Annotated in this window: 16 protein-coding genes; all 16 read left to right on the forward strand. The window is 42.6% G+C overall.

The window, feature by feature from the left end; genetic code table 11:
* Positions 1–100: 100 nt before the first annotated feature.
* The 16 genes from rnjB to NST22_RS09090 all read left to right on the forward strand — a co-directional run bounded on the left by rnjB (position 101) and on the right by NST22_RS09090 (position 17,719).
* Entirely contained in the window at positions 101–1,768 is a 1,668-nt protein-coding gene (gene rnjB / locus NST22_RS09015) for a ribonuclease J2 (RefSeq protein WP_003231875.1), read from the forward strand.
* Between the two features lie 115 nt (positions 1,769–1,883).
* A complete protein-coding gene (gene tepA, locus NST22_RS09020; protein WP_003245712.1) occupies positions 1,884–2,621 on the forward strand; it encodes a translocation-enhancing protein TepA in 738 nt (245 codons plus the stop codon).
* Positions 2,618–2,830, forward strand: a complete 213-nt coding sequence (tepJ, locus tag NST22_RS09025) for a TepA modulator TepJ (protein ID WP_003231871.1) — start codon at positions 2,618–2,620, stop codon at positions 2,828–2,830. Before tepA ends, tepJ begins: the two co-directional genes overlap by 4 nt.
* A 130-nt stretch (positions 2,831–2,960) precedes the next feature.
* On the forward strand, positions 2,961–5,324 hold the full coding sequence (gene spoIIIE, locus NST22_RS09030) for a DNA translocase SpoIIIE (RefSeq protein ID WP_003245350.1): 2,364 nt from the start codon (positions 2,961–2,963) through the stop codon (positions 5,322–5,324).
* Positions 5,325–5,467: 143 nt separating this feature from the next.
* Positions 5,468–6,193, forward strand: a complete 726-nt coding sequence (locus NST22_RS09035; protein ID WP_003245732.1) for a GntR family transcriptional regulator — start codon at positions 5,468–5,470, stop codon at positions 6,191–6,193.
* A 138-nt stretch (positions 6,194–6,331) separates the two neighbouring features.
* Complete coding sequence (gene bcbE, locus NST22_RS09040; protein WP_010886509.1) at positions 6,332–7,540, forward strand: bacillibactin exporter BcbE; 1,209 nt, start codon at positions 6,332–6,334, stop codon at positions 7,538–7,540.
* A gap of 179 nt (positions 7,541–7,719) precedes the next feature.
* A complete protein-coding gene (locus tag NST22_RS09045) occupies positions 7,720–9,000 on the forward strand; it encodes a pitrilysin family protein (protein WP_003245064.1) in 1,281 nt (426 codons plus the stop codon).
* Positions 8,997–10,283, forward strand: coding sequence for a pitrilysin family protein (locus NST22_RS09050; protein ID WP_003244823.1), 1,287 nt, complete (start codon positions 8,997–8,999; stop codon positions 10,281–10,283). Before NST22_RS09045 ends, NST22_RS09050 begins: the two co-directional genes overlap by 4 nt.
* A 54-nt stretch (positions 10,284–10,337) precedes the next feature.
* Complete coding sequence (gene efpI, locus NST22_RS09055) at positions 10,338–11,066, forward strand: EF-P-5 aminopentanone reductase (protein ID WP_003244676.1); 729 nt, start codon at positions 10,338–10,340, stop codon at positions 11,064–11,066.
* An 80-nt stretch (positions 11,067–11,146) separates the two neighbouring features.
* The gene (locus tag NST22_RS09060) at positions 11,147–11,404 is read left to right on the forward strand and encodes a DUF3243 domain-containing protein (protein WP_003245199.1); all 258 of its coding nucleotides are present in this window, start codon (positions 11,147–11,149) and stop codon (positions 11,402–11,404) included.
* Between the two features lie 129 nt (positions 11,405–11,533).
* Positions 11,534–12,325, forward strand: coding sequence for a YmfK family protein (locus tag NST22_RS09065; RefSeq protein ID WP_003220998.1), 792 nt, complete (start codon positions 11,534–11,536; stop codon positions 12,323–12,325).
* A 66-nt stretch (positions 12,326–12,391) separates the two neighbouring features.
* Complete coding sequence (rodZ, locus tag NST22_RS09070; RefSeq protein WP_010886511.1) at positions 12,392–13,258, forward strand: cell shape determination protein RodZ; 867 nt, start codon at positions 12,392–12,394, stop codon at positions 13,256–13,258.
* A gap of 49 nt (positions 13,259–13,307) precedes the next feature.
* On the forward strand, positions 13,308–13,889 hold the full coding sequence (pgsA, locus tag NST22_RS09075; RefSeq protein ID WP_003244753.1) for a CDP-diacylglycerol--glycerol-3-phosphate 3-phosphatidyltransferase: 582 nt from the start codon (positions 13,308–13,310) through the stop codon (positions 13,887–13,889).
* Between the two features lie 17 nt (positions 13,890–13,906).
* Positions 13,907–15,157 carry a competence/damage-inducible protein A gene (locus NST22_RS09080; protein ID WP_003231847.1) on the forward strand — a complete coding sequence of 417 codons (1,251 nt, stop codon included), beginning with the start codon at positions 13,907–13,909 and terminating at the stop codon, positions 15,155–15,157.
* A gap of 172 nt (positions 15,158–15,329) precedes the next feature.
* A complete protein-coding gene (gene recA, locus NST22_RS09085; RefSeq protein ID WP_003245789.1) occupies positions 15,330–16,376 on the forward strand; it encodes a recombinase RecA in 1,047 nt (348 codons plus the stop codon).
* Between the two features lie 167 nt (positions 16,377–16,543).
* Positions 16,544–17,719: a serine hydrolase domain-containing protein gene (locus tag NST22_RS09090; protein WP_003245877.1), complete on the forward strand. Its 1,176-nt coding sequence runs from the start codon at positions 16,544–16,546 to the stop codon at positions 17,717–17,719.
* Positions 17,720–17,889 lie beyond the last annotated feature (170 nt).

Here is a 17,889-nt window from a genome sequence, read left to right on the forward strand (position 1 = left end):
TTCCCTAAACCTTCTGCTTTATCTTGTTTTCTAAATTTACTTTCAGTTATAATAGGAACAAGTGATGATGGACGGGTATGAGACTAGGAGGATATAGATTTTGAAAAAGAAAAATACAGAAAACGTTAGAATTATCGCCCTTGGCGGTGTCGGAGAGATTGGGAAGAACCTTTATGTCATTGAAATTGACTCAGACATATTTGTCGTTGATGCCGGCCTTATGCATCCAGAAAACGAAATGCTCGGTATTGATGTAGTGATTCCTGACATATCATATTTGATTGAACGGGCTGACCGCGTCAAGGCAATCTTTTTAACGCACGGGCACGATGAAAATATCGGCGGCGTTTTTTACTTATTAAACAAGCTGTCCGTTCCAGTGTACGGAACAAAACTGACGCTTGCACTGTTAAGAGAGAAATTAAAACAATACGGACATAACCGAAAAACTGATTTAAGAGAAATTCACTCCAAATCTGTCATTACATTTGAATCAACAAAGGTATCGTTCTTTAGAACGATTCACAGCATTCCTGATTCTGTAGGTGTGAGCTTTAAAACATCACTTGGATCTATTGTATGCACGGGAGACTTCAAATTTGACCAAACACCTGCACTTAATCAGACGTGCGACATTGGCGAGATCGCCAAGATCGGCAATAGCGGCGTGCTCGCTCTGCTTTCTGACAGTGCAAATGCGGAACGGCCGGGTTACACCCCTTCGGAAGCGGCTGTCAGCGGAGAAATTTCGGATGCGCTGTATAATTCACAGAACCGGGTGATTATTGCTGTTTTCGCATCCAATATTAACCGGATTCAGCAAGTCATTCATGCAGCGGCTCAAAATGGCAGAAAGATTGCCGTAGCCGGAAAAAATCTTCAATCTGTCCTGCAGCTGGCGAGAAAGTTAGGATATATTGAAGCAGATGATGAATTGTTTATTTCTGTACAGGATGTCAAAAAATATCCGAAGCGCGAAGTGGCCATTATTACAGCCGGAAGCCAAGGTGAACCATTAGCTGCTTTGACAAGAATGGCAAACAAAGCTCACAAACAGCTGAACATTGAAGAAGGGGATACGGTGGTCATTGCGTCAACTCCGATTCCCGGGCAGGAACTCATTTACTCTAAAACAGTAGATCTTCTTGCGAGAGCCGGTGCACAAGTCATCTTTGCCCAAAAGCGTGTTCATGTATCAGGCCACGGCTCACAAGAAGAGTTAAAGCTGATGATCAACCTGCTTAAACCAAAATATTTGATTCCTGTAAACGGCGAATACAGAATGCAAAAAGCTCATTCAAAAATCGCTGAAGAAACCGGCATGAAGCGCAGTGACATCTTCTTAATTGAAAAAGGCGACGTCGTTGAATTCCGCGGCCAAAACGTAAAAATTGGGGATAAAGTTCCTTACGGCAATATTTTAATTGATGGTTTAGGTGTCGGTGATATCGGCAATATCGTATTGAGAGACCGCCGCTTGCTTTCACAGGACGGAATTTTAATCGTTGTCATTACACTTGATAAACAAAAGAAACATCTTGTATCAGGACCAGAAATTATCACTCGCGGCTTTGTTTATGTAAGAGAGTCTGAAGGTCTTATCGTACAGGCTACTGAGCTTGTACGGTCCATCGTGACAGAAGCGACTGAAACATCAAATGTCGAATGGTCAACGCTGAAGCAGGCAATGCGGGATGCTTTGAACCAATTCCTTTATGAAAAAACGAAACGTAAACCGATGATCATCCCAATTATTATGGAAGTATAATGACTGACTAAAGACCGGAGCTGCTCCGGTCTTTATTTTTTGTCCTTCAAGCCGGGATTGAATGAAGTATCTTTGTTCATAATACAAAGAGAAACTCGGAAAGGATGAAAGCGAGATGGATCATCGTATGGAAAACACAGAAGAAGAGCGTCCTGAAAAAAATGATGCGAAGGACAGCATTATGAATAAAATACAGCAGCTTGGTGAAACGACGCTTCCGCAGCTGCCCCAAGATACAAATATTCATTGTCTGACCATTATCGGACAAATTGAAGGCCATGTTCAGCTTCCTCCGCAAAACAAAACAACAAAATATGAACATGTCATCCCGCAGATTGTGGCAATTGAACAAAATCCCAAAATTGAAGGCTTGCTGATCATATTAAATACTGTCGGAGGAGATGTTGAAGCTGGTCTTGCCATAGCGGAAATGCTTGCATCTTTATCGAAACCGACCGTTTCTATCGTGCTTGGCGGGGGGCATTCAATCGGCGTTCCGATTGCTGTATCCTGTGATTACAGCTATATCGCCGAAACAGCAACGATGACGATTCATCCAGTTAGGCTCACCGGGCTGGTCATCGGGGTGCCGCAAACGTTTGAATACCTGGATAAGATGCAAGAAAGAGTTGTTAAATTTGTGACAAGCCATTCCAATATAACCGAAGAGAAGTTTAAAGAGCTAATGTTTTCAAAAGGAAACTTAACACGCGATATCGGAACAAATGTAGTCGGTAAGGATGCAGTTAAATACGGATTGATCGATCACGCAGGCGGTGTCGGACAGGCAATCAATAAACTGAATGAGCTCATCGATGAAGCAAGGAAAGAAGAAGGACGGATGATTCAATGATTCTTTATACCGTGATGCCTCAGGAAATTGTGTTTGCAGAACAGAACCAAGAGACAAGCGCACATGAGCAAATTGAATATAAAGGTGTACCGCTTCTAGTCGAAATGAAAGGGAATGAAGCGGAAGTCATTCAAATCATGAGCACCAATCCAATGCATTTTCTGCATCCGGACATTTCACCGGGACAAAAGCTGAAATTAAACGTATAAGAATCCAACCCTTTTTTAAGGGCAAAATATGCTATAATAGGGGAATCCTACAGAAAAAACGCAGCCTGTAAACGGCTGCTTTCTTCATTATGTATGAACTTACATTTTTTAACGCAGTAAGGTGATGAGTGTGGCAAAGAAAAAACGAAAATCAAGAAAAAAACAGGCGAAACAGCTCAATATAAAATACGAGCTCAACGGATTGCTGTGTATAGCCATTTCAATTATCGCAATCTTGCAGCTGGGGGTAGTCGGGCAAACGTTTATCTATTTGTTCCGCTTTTTTGCTGGAGAGTGGTTTATTTTATGCTTGTTAGGTTTATTGGTGTTAGGAGTCTCACTGTTTTGGAAGAAAAAAACCCCAAGCCTTTTAACGAGACGAAAGGCCGGGTTGTACTGTATTATCGCAAGCATATTGCTGCTTTCTCACGTGCAGCTATTTAAAAATTTGACGCACAAAGGGTCTATTGAGTCTGCAAGCGTGGTGCGCAATACGTGGGAATTGTTTTTAATGGACATGAATGGCAGCTCTGCTTCACCTGATTTAGGCGGAGGGATGATCGGTGCGCTGCTGTTTGCGGCTTCACACTTTTTGTTTGCGTCGACTGGTTCTCAGATCATGGCAATTGTCATGATTTTGATCGGAATGATTTTAGTAACAGGACGCTCGCTGCAAGAAACGCTAAAAAAGTGGATGAGCCCGATTGGACGTTTTATAAAAGAACAATGGTTAGCATTTATTGATGACATGAAATCCTTCAAATCAAATATGCAGTCATCGAAAAAAACGAAAGCGCCGAGCAAAAAACAAAAACCGGCCCGCAAAAAACAGCAAATGGAACCGGAGCCTCCTGATGAAGAGGGGGATTATGAAACAGTATCGCCTCTTATTCATTCAGAGCCGATTATCTCAAGCTTTTCTGATCGTAATGAAGAGGAAGAGTCTCCAGTTATAGAAAAGCGCGCCGAACCTGTGTCGAAGCCGCTTCAGGACATCCAACCGGAGACAGGTGATCAGGAAACTGTTTCTGCTCCTCCTATGACCTTTACAGAGCTCGAAAATAAGGATTACGAGATGCCGTCACTGGATTTGCTGGCAGATCCGAAGCATACCGGCCAGCAGGCTGATAAAAAGAATATTTATGAAAATGCGAGAAAGCTTGAACGCACATTCCAAAGCTTTGGCGTAAAGGCGAAAGTCACACAGGTTCATCTCGGACCGGCCGTAACAAAATATGAAGTATATCCTGATGTCGGAGTGAAGGTTAGCAAAATTGTCAATTTAAGCGATGATTTAGCGCTTGCGCTTGCTGCGAAGGATATCAGGATCGAAGCGCCTATACCAGGCAAATCAGCAATCGGAATTGAAGTTCCAAACGCAGAAGTGGCAATGGTTTCGCTGAAAGAAGTGCTGGAGTCTAAATTGAATGACAGACCGGATGCGAAGCTGTTAATTGGACTCGGCCGCAATATTTCAGGTGAAGCTGTATTGGCTGAGTTAAACAAGATGCCCCACCTTTTGGTCGCAGGCGCAACCGGTAGCGGGAAAAGTGTCTGTGTCAACGGCATTATTACAAGTATTTTAATGCGGGCGAAACCGCATGAAGTGAAAATGATGATGATCGATCCTAAAATGGTAGAGCTAAATGTCTACAACGGGATTCCGCATTTGCTTGCTCCTGTTGTAACCGATCCGAAAAAAGCGTCGCAGGCTTTGAAAAAGGTTGTCAATGAAATGGAGCGGCGGTACGAATTATTTTCTCATACGGGTACAAGAAATATTGAAGGATACAATGATTATATAAAACGCGCCAACAATGAAGAAGGAGCGAAACAGCCAGAGCTGCCTTATATTGTTGTCATTGTGGACGAGCTAGCCGATCTCATGATGGTCGCTTCATCTGATGTGGAAGATTCGATTACGAGATTGTCCCAAATGGCGCGGGCTGCCGGCATCCATCTTATTATTGCGACACAGCGGCCATCGGTGGATGTTATCACAGGGGTGATCAAAGCGAACATTCCGTCACGAATCGCGTTCAGCGTATCTTCACAGACGGATTCAAGGACCATTCTTGACATGGGTGGCGCTGAGAAGCTTCTTGGCCGCGGCGATATGCTGTTTTTACCTGTAGGGGCTAACAAACCTGTCCGTGTGCAGGGAGCATTTTTGTCGGATGACGAAGTGGAGAAGGTCGTCGACCATGTGATTACACAGCAGAAAGCGCAATATCAAGAAGAAATGATTCCTGAGGAGACGACGGAAACTCATTCCGAGGTTACTGATGAACTTTATGATGAAGCTGTTGAATTAATCGTCGGCATGCAGACGGCATCTGTTTCAATGCTGCAAAGAAGATTCAGAATTGGCTATACGAGAGCGGCGCGCCTGATTGACGCAATGGAGGAACGCGGTGTTGTCGGACCGTATGAAGGCAGCAAACCTAGGGAAGTATTATTATCAAAAGAGAAATATGATGAGCTCTCTTCTTAATGAAGGGAGTTCCGCTTTCTATAGTTGTCAATAATGATATTATGTAAACTGATCACCTTTCTATTTATTTTTTCGACAAAACATGATATAGTTGTCCCAATTGTTCAATAATTTTTATCGAAAGTGGTTTACGGAGGGGAAACATGTCTACAAAAGCTGATAATCGGCACTTGTATTTGAAAGTAATTGAACGAATTAAAGAGGATATAAAAAATGGGATCTACACTGAGAAGGAAAAGCTGCCTTCTGAATTTGAGCTTTCCAAAAAGCTTGGTGTCAGCAGAGCGACGCTAAGAGAAGCCTTGCGGATACTGGAAGAAGAGCATGTGATTATCAGAAGGCATGGTGTAGGCACTTTTGTCCATTCTAAGCCGTTATTTCTTTCGGGTATTGAACAGCTGAACAGTGTAACCAAGATGATAGAACAGGCGAATATGACCCCTGGCACGATTTTTCTATCATCACAAGTGCTTATGCCGTCTGAAGATGATACGAAGAGATTTCACTTGGCAGAAGGGCAAGAACTTTTTTACCTTGAACGAGTCAGGACAGCTGACGGACAGCCGATTGTGTATTGTATAGACAAAATTCCGATGAATATTTTGCCGAATTCTTTTTCTCATCAGCAAGAATCTATGTTTGACCTGCTAGAGAAAAATTCAGGCTCCGTAATCAGCTATGCAGTAACTGATATAGAACCGATCGGCTATCACGATACCATTTCTCCAGTGCTTGAATGCGATCCGGAAACAGCTCTTTTGCTGTTAAAACAAACCCATTACGATCAGCACGATAAACCGGTGCTTTATTCTTTAAATTATTTTAGAGCGGATAAATTCAGATTTCATGTTTTGCGTAAACGATTCTAAAAACGGACGCCTGTATGTGTCTGTTTTTTTATTTGCACTGATTCATGTTTCTTTGTACATACTTTCATTCCGGTTAACGCAATATATAAGGGATGACAAGAAAGTGAATGGGTGAAAATGTTGAGAGAGAAAAATGGAATGAAAAATATTATTGCATTGTCTTCTGTCCCGCTTGTGATGACACTCGGGAACTCCATGCTGATTCCTGTTCTTCCGATGATGGAGAAAAAGCTGTCTGTGACTTCATTTCAAGTATCTTTAATCATTACTGTATATTCAGTAGTAGCAATTATTTGCATTCCGATTGCCGGATATTTGTCGGATCGTTTCGGGAGAAAAAAAATATTGCTTCCATGCCTCCTCATTGCAGGATTGGGGGGAGCCGTAGCTGCTTTTGCCTCGACCTATATGAAAAATCCTTATGCTATGATCTTGGCGGGGCGGGTTCTTCAAGGCATTGGTTCTGCAGGTGCCGCTCCGATTGTCATGCCGTTTATCGGCGACCTGTTTAAAGGAGACGATGAAAAGGTCAGCGCGGGTCTTGGCGATATTGAAACCGCCAACACGTCAGGGAAGGTACTGAGTCCCATACTTGGAGCCTTACTGGCTTCTTGGTATTGGTTTGTACCGTTTTGGTTTATTCCGTTTTTCTGTTTGATCAGCTTTTTGCTCGTATTGTTTTTGGTGGCCAAGCCTGAAGAAGATGAAGATGCGCCTGCTGTTTCTGAGTTTATTAAGAGTGTGAAGAAAATTTTTAAACAGGATGGTCGCTGGCTTTATACGGTCTTCATTATCGGGTGTGTCATTATGTTTTTGTTATTTGGCGTATTATTTTATTTATCAGATACGCTGGAGAACAAGTATGCTATTGACGGAGTAGCTAAAGGCGGATTACTGGCAATCCCACTTTTGTTTTTGTCAACCAGTTCTTTTATAGCTGGCAAAAAGATCGGTAAAGATAAAGGCCGAATGAAATTTTGCGTTGTTACAGGAATGATTCTGTTAACCCTTTCGTTTATTGCCTTGTGGTGGAACCACAGTTTTTATTTTTTATTTGTCTTTTTAAGCTTTGGCGGGATTGGGATTGGAATGGCTCTTCCTGCTTTAGATGCATTGATAACCGAAGGGATTGAAAGTGAACAATGCGGAACCATTTCCTCCTTTTACAATAGCATGCGCTTTATAGGAGTAGCTCTCGGTCCACCTGTTTTTGCTGCATTAATGTCTAATGCAAACTGGATTATTTTCATACTCTCGGCGTTTTGCAGCATCGTTTCTTTATTTTTAGTGCTCTTTACTGTAGATGCTAAAAAAAGTGAAGAAGAAAAAAACTTAGGGACGGTCTAGCCAGCCGTCTTTTTTTGCGCTTTCTTGCACAGTTTACAACTGTACCTATACAGCATGCGGAGGTTATTGTTTCCTTATAAATCCTACAGTTGCTATAATTACATGAAAGAGTGTTTCTGCGGATGCTGAAAATTGGTCATAATACATACTAATTAAGAAATGAACGAAGGAGGTTCCATATGTCATATGTTAATGAACTCAAATCAAAGCACGGCGGTTTAACCGCACACATTGTAAAAACAGAAAAATTCAAAACCGTCTCGCTTATTTTTAAGATGCTTGCGCCGCTGACAAAGGATCAAGTCACCAAAAGAGCGCTTCTCCCGCATGTGCTTCTTCGCGGAACGAAAAGCCATCCGAAAACCGCAGAATTGCGTTCATACTTGGATGAGCTGTACGGCACGTCAGTATCGGCTGATCTTACGAAAAAAGGAGAGCGGCATGTCATTACGTTCAGGCTTGAAATCCCGAATGAAAAATATTTAAAAGACCAAACGCCGCTTCTCGAGAAAGGGCTCCAGCTTCTCGCAGAACTCGTCTTTTCACCTGCTTTGGAGGGAGACGCTTTTCAGTCACAATATGTGGCTCAAGAAAAACGGACGCTTAAGCAAAGAATCCAAGCCGTCTATGATGATAAAATGCGTTATTCGAATTTAAGGCTGATACAGGAAATGTGCAAAAATGATCCTTACGCGCTTCATGTCAATGGTGAAATCGACGATGTCGATGACATTACGGCAGAGCAATTATACGAAACATACCAAAGCGCTATCCAAAAAGACCAGCTTGATCTATATGTTGTTGGCGACGTGGACAGTAACCAGGTACAATCGGCAATTGATAAGTATTTCAAAACAGAAGAGCGCACTCTTGGCATGATTGAAAACAATCACGCTGATGAAAAAGTTCAGCCAAAAGAAGTAATTGATGAAGAGGATGTCAAGCAAGGAAAACTGAATATCGGCTACCGCACCAGCATCACTTATACAGATCAGGATTATCCTGCTTTACAAGTGTTTAACGGATTGTTCGGCGGATTCTCTCATTCTAAACTTTTCATTAATGTTCGGGAAAAAGCCAGTCTTGCTTACTACGCGGCTTCGCGTATAGAAAGTTTTAAAGGCTTGTTAATGGTGATGTCAGGCATTGAAGTGAAAAATTTTGAACAGGCGGTTTCGATTATTGCTGAGCAATTCCAGGCAATGAAAAATGGCGATTTCAGTGAGCAGGATATAGCACAGACAAAGGCCGTTATTCGAAATCAAGTGCTGGAAACGATTGATACAGCATACGGTTTATCTGAGTTTTTATATCAGCAGGCCGCTGCTCAAGTCGAGATTCCTATCGAAGACTTTCTTGCCAATATTGAGAATGTCACAAAAGAGGATATCATTAAAGCCGGCGAAAAGATTCAGCTTGATACGACTTATTTCTTAAAAGGGACGGAGGGTGCATCTTGATCAAACCAATCGAATATGAACAGCTTCAGGAGACGCTGTATCATGAAAAAATGTCCAACGGCCTTGATGTTTACGTTTTGCCGAAAAAAGGCTTCAACAAGACATATGCGGTCTTTACAACAAAGTACGGCTCGATAGATAACCGGTTTGTCCCTTTAGGTAAAAACGAGATGGTTCACGTGCCGGACGGGATTGCTCACTTTCTTGAGCACAAGCTGTTTGAGAAAGCGGACGGAGACGTTTTTCAAGATTTCAGCAAACAGGGGGCTTCTGCCAATGCGTTTACGTCATTTACAAGAACGGCTTACCTTTTCTCAAGCACATCAAATGTTGAACGCAATTTAGAGACGCTTATCGATTTCGTACAGGACCCATATTTTACTGAAAAAACGGTTGAAAAGGAAAAAGGGATTATCGGGCAGGAGATTAATATGTACGACGATAACCCTGATTGGAGGCTTTACTTCGGGGTCATTGAAAACATGTACAAAGAGCATCCTGTCAGAATTGACATAGCGGGAACAGTGGAAAGCATTTCACATATTACAAAAGACCTTCTTTATGAATGCTATGAAACGTTTTATCACCCGAGTAACATGCTCCTTTTCATTGTCGGCCCTGTAGATCCTGAAGCGATTATTTCTCAGGTAAGAGAAAACCAGGGGAAAAAGCCGTATACTGATCAGCCGGAGATCAAACGAGAAGAAGTGAAAGAGCAAGAAGCGGTTTTCCGAAAAGAAAAAGAGATCAAAATGAACGTGCAGGGACCGAAATGCCTTGTTGGGCTGAAATCCAAAAATCCGTTTAAATTAGGCAAAGAGCTCTTAAAGCATGAACTTTCAATGAACTTATTGCTTGAAGCTCTTTTTGGCAAAAGCTCTGCCCAGTATGAATCACTTTATGAAAAAGGATATATTGACGAAACGTTCAGCTTTGATTTTACTGCTGAATATGGGTTCGGTTTTGCGGCGATCGGCGGAGATACGCCTGAGCCTGATCAATTGGCTGAAGACATTTCAAGCATGCTTTTGCGCGCCGGTGAACTGATTACTGCTGAAAAGATTGAACTTGCCAGAAAGAAAAAGATCGGCACATTCTTAAAAGCGCTGAATTCCCCTGAATACATCGCCAATCAATTTACCCGTTATGCGTTCTTGGATATGAGCCTGTTTGATGTTGTAACGGTACTCGAGCAGATTACCCTCGAGGATGTCCAGAACGTAATACAAGAGGAAATCGCTGCAGACAGACTGACTGTCTGCAAGGTTGTTCCTAAATCATAAACAAAACATCCCTCCAGTGTGAGGGGTGTTTTTCTGCGGAAAGAAGGAAAGAGGATGAACAAAACAGCACTAATCACCGGAGCAAGCGGCGGCATTGGCAAAAGCATCAGCGAAACCCTTGCAGCTAGAGGATACAATCTGCTGCTGCATTACAATACAAATCAAAACGCGGCAGCGGAGCTTGCTGAAAAACTAAGTCAGATGTTTGGCGTAAATGCGGAGATATTACAAGCTGACCTGTCCGCGCAAGATGGAGCAGATAAGCTGACAAGTTCAATTGTTCAGCCGATTGATGCGATTGTTTTAAACAGCGGACGAAGCCATTTTGGGCTGATTACGGATGTAGATAACGCAACGGTCCAGGAAATGGTTCAGCTTCATGTGGCGAGTCCGTATATGCTGACGAGAAACCTTCTGCCAGGCATGATTCGGAATAAATCGGGAGCGATTGTGGCTGTCAGCTCGATTTGGGGAGAGACTGGAGCATCCTGTGAAGTGTTGTACAGCATGGCAAAAGGAGCTCAGCATTCATTTGTAAAAGGATTGGCTAAGGAGCTGGCGCCAAGCGGAATCAGAGTAAACGCCGTAGCGCCGGGTGCAGTTGATACAAATATGATGAATCAATTTACCCCGGCTGAAAAAGAAGAGATCGCTGATGAGATTCCGATCGGCCGGCTGGCCCGGCCGCAAGAAATTGCGGATGCAACAGCTTTTCTCCTGTCTGAAAAAGCGTCATATATCACCGGCCAAATTCTGTCGGTGAATGGCGGCTGGCACTGCTGATCCGAAAATATTCGGTGTATAGTTTCTTTTGCGAAGGACACAATAATCTTGTAACTTCACATGAAATGGAGGAAACAAGCATGTCAGTATTAGAAAACTGGGATAGCTGGAAAAACTTCCTTGGCGACCGTCTGAACTATGCGCAAGATAAAGGTATGAGCCAGGATACGATTACAGATCTTGCGACAGAAATCGGCAGCTACTTGGCTAATGAAGTGGAATCTAAGAACGAGCAGGAAAAAGTGCTGGCAGATCTTTGGAGTGTAGCATCAAAAGATGAACAGCACGCCATTGCCAATATGATGGTTAAGCTTGTTGAAAATAACAGCACTCACTAGGAAGAGAGGGGATTTTTCCTCTCTTTTTTATGTTTTCCTCATCACAGCAACATTCTTCTTTCTAATTAGAGAAAAATGCTTTATGATAAAGGAAGGTAAAATTTTGCCACAATGAAGGGGGTATATCATTTGGCAAAGCTCGAATGGTATTTTGAATATGAAATTCAAGTGAACCGCCCCGGACTGCTCGGGGATATTTCATCTCTTCTTGGGATGCTTTCTATCAACATCGTAACGATAAACGGCGTCGATCTTTCCAGAAGGGGAATGCTCCTCAGGTGCCGCCATATAGATCAAATTAAACGATTAGAATCAATCTTAAAAACGATGGAAACAATTAAAGTAACGAAGCTTAGAGAACCGAGGCTTCGCGACCGTCTTGCCGTACGCCACGGCCGTTATATTCAACGGGATGCCGATGACAAGAAAACGTTCCGCTTTGAACGGGACGAGCTTGGCTTATTAGTCGATTTTATGGCCGAATTGTTCAAAAAAGAAGGCCATAAATTAATCGGAATCAGAGGTATGCCGCGTGTCGGGAAAACGGAATCGATTGTAGCCTCTAGTGTGTGTGCGAGCAAAAGGTGGCTGTTTGTGTCATCAACCTTGCTGAAGCAGACGATAAGAAGCCAGCTGATTGCCGATGAATACAGCACTGAAAATGTCTTTATCGTTGACGGAATTGTGTCAACACGAAGAGGGTCAGAACGCCATCTCCAGCTGGTCCGAGAAATCATGCGGCTGCCTGCAACAAAAGTGGTGGAGCATCCGGACATATTCGTTCAAAATACAGAGTATACACTAGATGACTTTGATTATATTATTGAACTGAGAAATGACCCTGATGAGGTTATTACATATGAACATGCCGAGGAACCCCAAATGTTTGATCAATCCGGGTTTTCAAGCTTTGATTTTTAAAATTGGAAGGTGTTTGTTGTGACTGAACTAGGAATCCGGCTCAAAGAAGCCAGAGAGGAAAAAGCAATGTCATTGGATGATCTCCAAGCGGCAACAAAGATTCAAAAAAGGTATTTAACCGCCTTGGAGGAAGGAAACTATGACATTATTCCGGGGAAGTTTTATGTTCGGGCATTCATCAAGCAATATGCAGAAGCCGTTGGGCTTGATGCGGATCAGCTGTTTGAGGAGCATAAAAAAGATATCCCTAATACGTATCATGATGATGTGTCTGAAAAGATCTCCGGCATGAATCTTCAAAAGGAAATGCCAAAGCCAGCATCTAAGGCGCTGGAGCTGCTGCCAACAATACTTGTTATTCTCGGCGTGATTGTCGTGATTGCCATTGTGTACGCGATCATTCAATTTGCCAATCACAAAAACAGTGATGATCACAATGCGGCATCAGAAAAAGCAATTACGCAAAGTGAGAGCAAGTACGAAATCCCTAAAGATTCAACGCTGAAAGAGAATCAAAATAACAGCTCTGAAAAAGAGACAGACACTAAAAAAGAAACGAAAGAAAACGAAGATAAGAAAAAAGAAAATGACAGTGAGAAGCTGGAGATTAAAGCTGCTGGCACTGAAGGATCGTTAACGACTTATGAAGTGTCCGGCGCTGATAAAATCGAGCTGGAACTGAAGGCATCAGACAGCTCCTGGATTAGAGTGCGCGATGAAAACAGCAGCTCTTTAAAAGAAGGAACGCTGAAAAAAGACGAAACCTATAAAAAAGACATAACTGATCAGAAACAAGTTGATATCCGCACCGGATATGCACCTAATCTGAAAATAAAAATCAACGGTAAGGTTCTTTCATATGAACTTGATCCGAAAAAAGTGATGGCACAAACCATAAAGATTGTAAATAAAAAGGAAGAAAAGTCATCTTAATTACCAGATGACTTTTCTTCACGTCCGAGTATGAAATTGGAGGGGCTTTATGTTTAACTTACCAAATAAAATCACACTAGCTAGAATCGCATTAATCCCAATCTTCATGATTATCATGCTGGCGCCGTTTGACTGGGGCAGGCTCGAAGTTGGAGACGAATCCATCCCGGTCGCACATTTGGCGGGGGCCATTCTATTTATTATTGCATCTACAACAGACTGGGTGGACGGGTATTATGCCCGAAAATTAAATCTCGTAACAAACTTCGGGAAATTTCTTGATCCGCTTGCGGACAAACTGCTCGTATCCGCAGCGTTAATTATCCTTGTTCAATTTGATCTCGCTCCAGCTTGGATGGTCATTGTGATTATCAGCAGGGAGTTTGCCGTGACAGGTTTAAGGCTTGTCTTAGCCGGAACAGGAGAAGTCGTAGCTGCTAACATGCTTGGTAAAATCAAAACCTGGGCACAGATTATTGCGGTATCTGCATTGCTTCTTCATAATCTTCCATTTGAACTTGTGTCATTCCCGTTTGCAGACTTGGCGCTGTGGGTAGCCGTCTTCTTTACTGTCGTCTCAGGCTGGGAATATTTCTCTAAAAATTGGGAAGCGTTAAAAACATCTAACTAAGAAAGAAGGACTTCGTCATGGAATTTCCAAAAAAAGCAGAAATAATTGCAGTCGGTTCAGAGTTGCTGCTTGGTCAAATCGCCAATACAAATGCTCAATTTATCAGCAAACAGCTCGCTGAAATCGGGGTCAACGTATTTTATCATACAGCGGTCGGAGATAACCCGGAGCGGCTGAAGCAGGTCATCCGCATTGCTGAAGAACGCTCTGACTTCATTATTTTTTCAGGAGGGCTTGGACCCACAAAAGATGATCTGACGAAAGAAACGATTGCAAATACGCTGGGACGTCCGCTTGTGTTAAATGATGAGGCATTCCAATCCATTGAGGACTATTTCAAACGAACAAAACGCACGATGTCACCTAATAACCGAAAACAGGCGCTTGTGATCGAAGGCTCTGACGTGCTGGCGAATCACTTTGGAATGGCCCCGGGAATGCTCACAGAGCATGAATCGCGCTATTATATGCTTCTTCCTGGACCGCCGAGCGAATTGCGTCCAATGTTTGAAAACGAGGCAAAGCCTCTTCTGCTGAAAAAGATGGGTTCAAATGAAAAAATTGTGTCAACTGTTCTTCGCTTTTTCGGTATCGGTGAATCTCAGCTTGAAGCCGATTTGGAAGATATTATTGATGCACAAACCAATCCGACAATTGCGCCTTTGGCGGCTGATGGAGAGGTGACGCTGCGTCTGACAGCCAAACACGCCGATGAAAAGGAAACAGAGCGTCTGTTAAAAGAAACAGAGGCCGTTATCTTAGAGCGTGTCGGTGAATTTTTCTATGGTTACGATGATACTTCTCTTGTAAAAGAGCTATCTATAGCATGTAAGGAAAAAGGCATAACAATTTCTGCGGCAGAAAGCTTTACCGGAGGGCTGTTTTCTGAATGGCTGACGGATCATAGCGGTGCCTCAAAATTATTTGCCGGGGGCGTTGTTTGCTATACAAACGACGTGAAGCAGAATGTGCTTGGTGTCAAGAAGGAAACATTAGATCGTTTTGGGGCGGTCAGCAAGGAGTGCGCATCCGAACTGGCTAAGGGTGTTCAAAAACTCACTGGCAGCGATATCGGCATTAGCTTTACTGGTGTAGCAGGACCTGATGCTCAAGAAGGGCATGAGCCTGGGCATGTGTTTATCGGCATTTCCGCAAATGGTAAAGAAGAGGTTCACGAGTTTCACTTTGCGGGCTCCAGAACGGGGATCAGAAAACGCGGCGCTAAATACGGCTGCCATTTAATCTTAAAGCTTTTAGAGCAAAAATAATATTTTCAGCACATTATCCTCCTAAGAAAACATGATTTCTCTGATACATTATGATATTTTGATAGGAATCACGCCAAGAAAAAATCCGAATATGCGTTCGCTTTTTTCTTGGCAAATCCCTTCAAACAGGGTATAGTATATGTAGTGGTAACATAAAGGAGGAAAAAATAGAATGAGTGATCGTCAGGCAGCCTTAGATATGGCTCTTAAACAAATAGAAAAACAGTTCGGCAAAGGTTCCATTATGAAACTGGGAGAAAAGACAGATACAAGAATTTCTACTGTACCAAGCGGCTCCCTCGCTCTTGATACAGCACTGGGAATTGGCGGATATCCTCGCGGACGGATTATTGAAGTATACGGTCCTGAAAGCTCAGGTAAAACAACTGTGGCGCTTCATGCGATTGCTGAAGTTCAGCAGCAGGGCGGACAAGCCGCGTTTATCGATGCGGAGCATGCGTTAGATCCGGTATACGCGCAAAAGCTCGGTGTTAACATCGAAGAGCTTTTACTGTCTCAGCCTGACACAGGCGAGCAGGCGCTTGAAATTGCGGAAGCATTGGTTCGAAGCGGGGCAGTTGACATTGTCGTTGTCGACTCTGTAGCCGCTCTCGTTCCGAAAGCGGAAATTGAAGGCGACATGGGAGATTCGCATGTCGGTTTACAAGCACGCTTAATGTCTCAAGCGCTTCGTAAGCTTTCAGGGGCCATTAACAAATCGAAGACAATCGCGATTTTCATTAACCAAATTCGTGAAAAAGTCGGTGTTATGTTCGGGAACCCGGAAACAACACCTGGCGGCCGTGCGTTGAAATTCTATTCTTCCGTGCGTCTTGAAGTGCGCCGTGCTGAACAGCTGAAACAAGGCAACGACGTAATGGGGAACAAAACGAAAATCAAAGTCGTGAAAAACAAGGTGGCTCCGCCGTTCCGTACAGCCGAGGTTGACATTATGTACGGAGAAGGCATTTCAAAAGAAGGCGAAATCATTGATCTAGGAACTGAACTTGATATCGTGCAAAAAAGCGGTTCATGGTACTCTTATGAAGAAGAGCGTCTTGGCCAAGGCCGTGAAAATGCAAAACAATTCCTGAAAGAAAATAAAGATATCATGCTGATGATCCAGGAGCAAATTCGCGAACATTACGGCTTGGATAATAACGGAGTAGTGCAGCAGCAAGCTGAAGAGACACAAGAAGAACTCGAATTTGAAGAATAAAAATAAAATAAGTTTCAAATGATACAAAAGGCTGAGTGAAAAACTCAGCTTTTTTGTATTTTGCAAAAAAATGATAAAAATATTGCTTTTTTTGACAACTTTTTTAGGGCTTTATTCGTCTAACAAAACGTGTGCAAAATGGAATTTATTTTGGGAGGAAAAAATGAATGACAAGCCCAACCCGCAGAAGAACTGCGAAACGCAGACGGAGAAAACTAAATAAAAGAGGAAAACTGTTGTTTGGTCTTTTAGCAGTGATGGTTTGCATTACGATTTGGAATGCTCTTCATCGAAATAGTGAAGAAAACGAACCATCTCAAGAAACTGCAGCGGTTTCAAATACCGATCAGAAAAAAGAGGTCAAAAAGAAAACTGCCAAAAAATCAGAGGAACAAATCAAAACAGTGGATCGAAACCAAAAAATCAGCAATTATTTAAAAGAGATCGGTTTCAGCGGAACAGCCATGATTGTCAGAAATGGAGAAATCGTAACAAATAAAGGTTTTGGCTATGCTGACCGTAAACACTACATTCAAAATAATCCATTGACATCTTTTTATGTCGGTTCATCACAAAAAGCGCTGATTGCAACTGCTATTTTGCAGCTTGAGGAAAAGGGGAAACTTCAGACAAGTGATCCGGTAAGCACGTATTTACCTCATTTTCCCAACGGACAAACGATTACTTTGAAGAATCTGCTTACACATACATCGGGGATAAACGGACATATTGAAGGAAACGGCGCCATTACTCCGGACGATTTAATAAAAGATATAGAACTTCAGGGAATCAAACGTCAGCCGGGCGTATGGGACTACAAGGATTCCAACTATTCTGTTCTTGCTTATATTATTGCTGAAGTAAGCGGTGAGCCCTATGAACAGTACATAAAGAATCATATTTTTAAACCTGCGGGAATGACGCATGCAGGCTTTTACAAAACATATGAAAAAGAACCTTATCCTGCCGTCGGGTATAAGATGGAGGGCAGCAAAACAGTTACACCGTATATACCTGATTTATCCCAGCTGTATGGAGCGGGTGATATTTATATGAGCGCTATAGATATGTACAAATTTGACCAAGCGCTGATAGACGGAAAACTGTATTCGCAAAAAAGCTATGAAAAGATGTTTACGCCAGGGAGCAGCTCCACATACGGCATGGGATTTTATGTTGCTCCCGGAAGCTATTCAAACCATGGTGTTATGCCGGGCTTCAATATCTTGAACAGCTTTAGCAAATCTGGGCAAACCATTGTTATTTTGTTCTCAAACATTCAAAATAATGCTAAATTGGGCCAAGTGAACAATAAAATATACCAGCTTCTAAATCAAGAATGATTGGCGATCTTCTTTTGGATGAATTGCATTCGGCACGTGAAAAGAAGACTGGCCTGCAAACGTTAAGATGGCAAGCTTGACAAGTATTTCCGACACATTTACAATGAAGTTGTAACATTTGTTTTTTTAACATGATTGTTAAACCATTTAAACTTGACAAGGGCGATGAA

The organism is Bacillus sp. PS237, from assembly GCF_037963345.1.
Lineage (GTDB): Bacteria > Bacillota > Bacilli > Bacillales > Bacillaceae > Bacillus > Bacillus subtilis.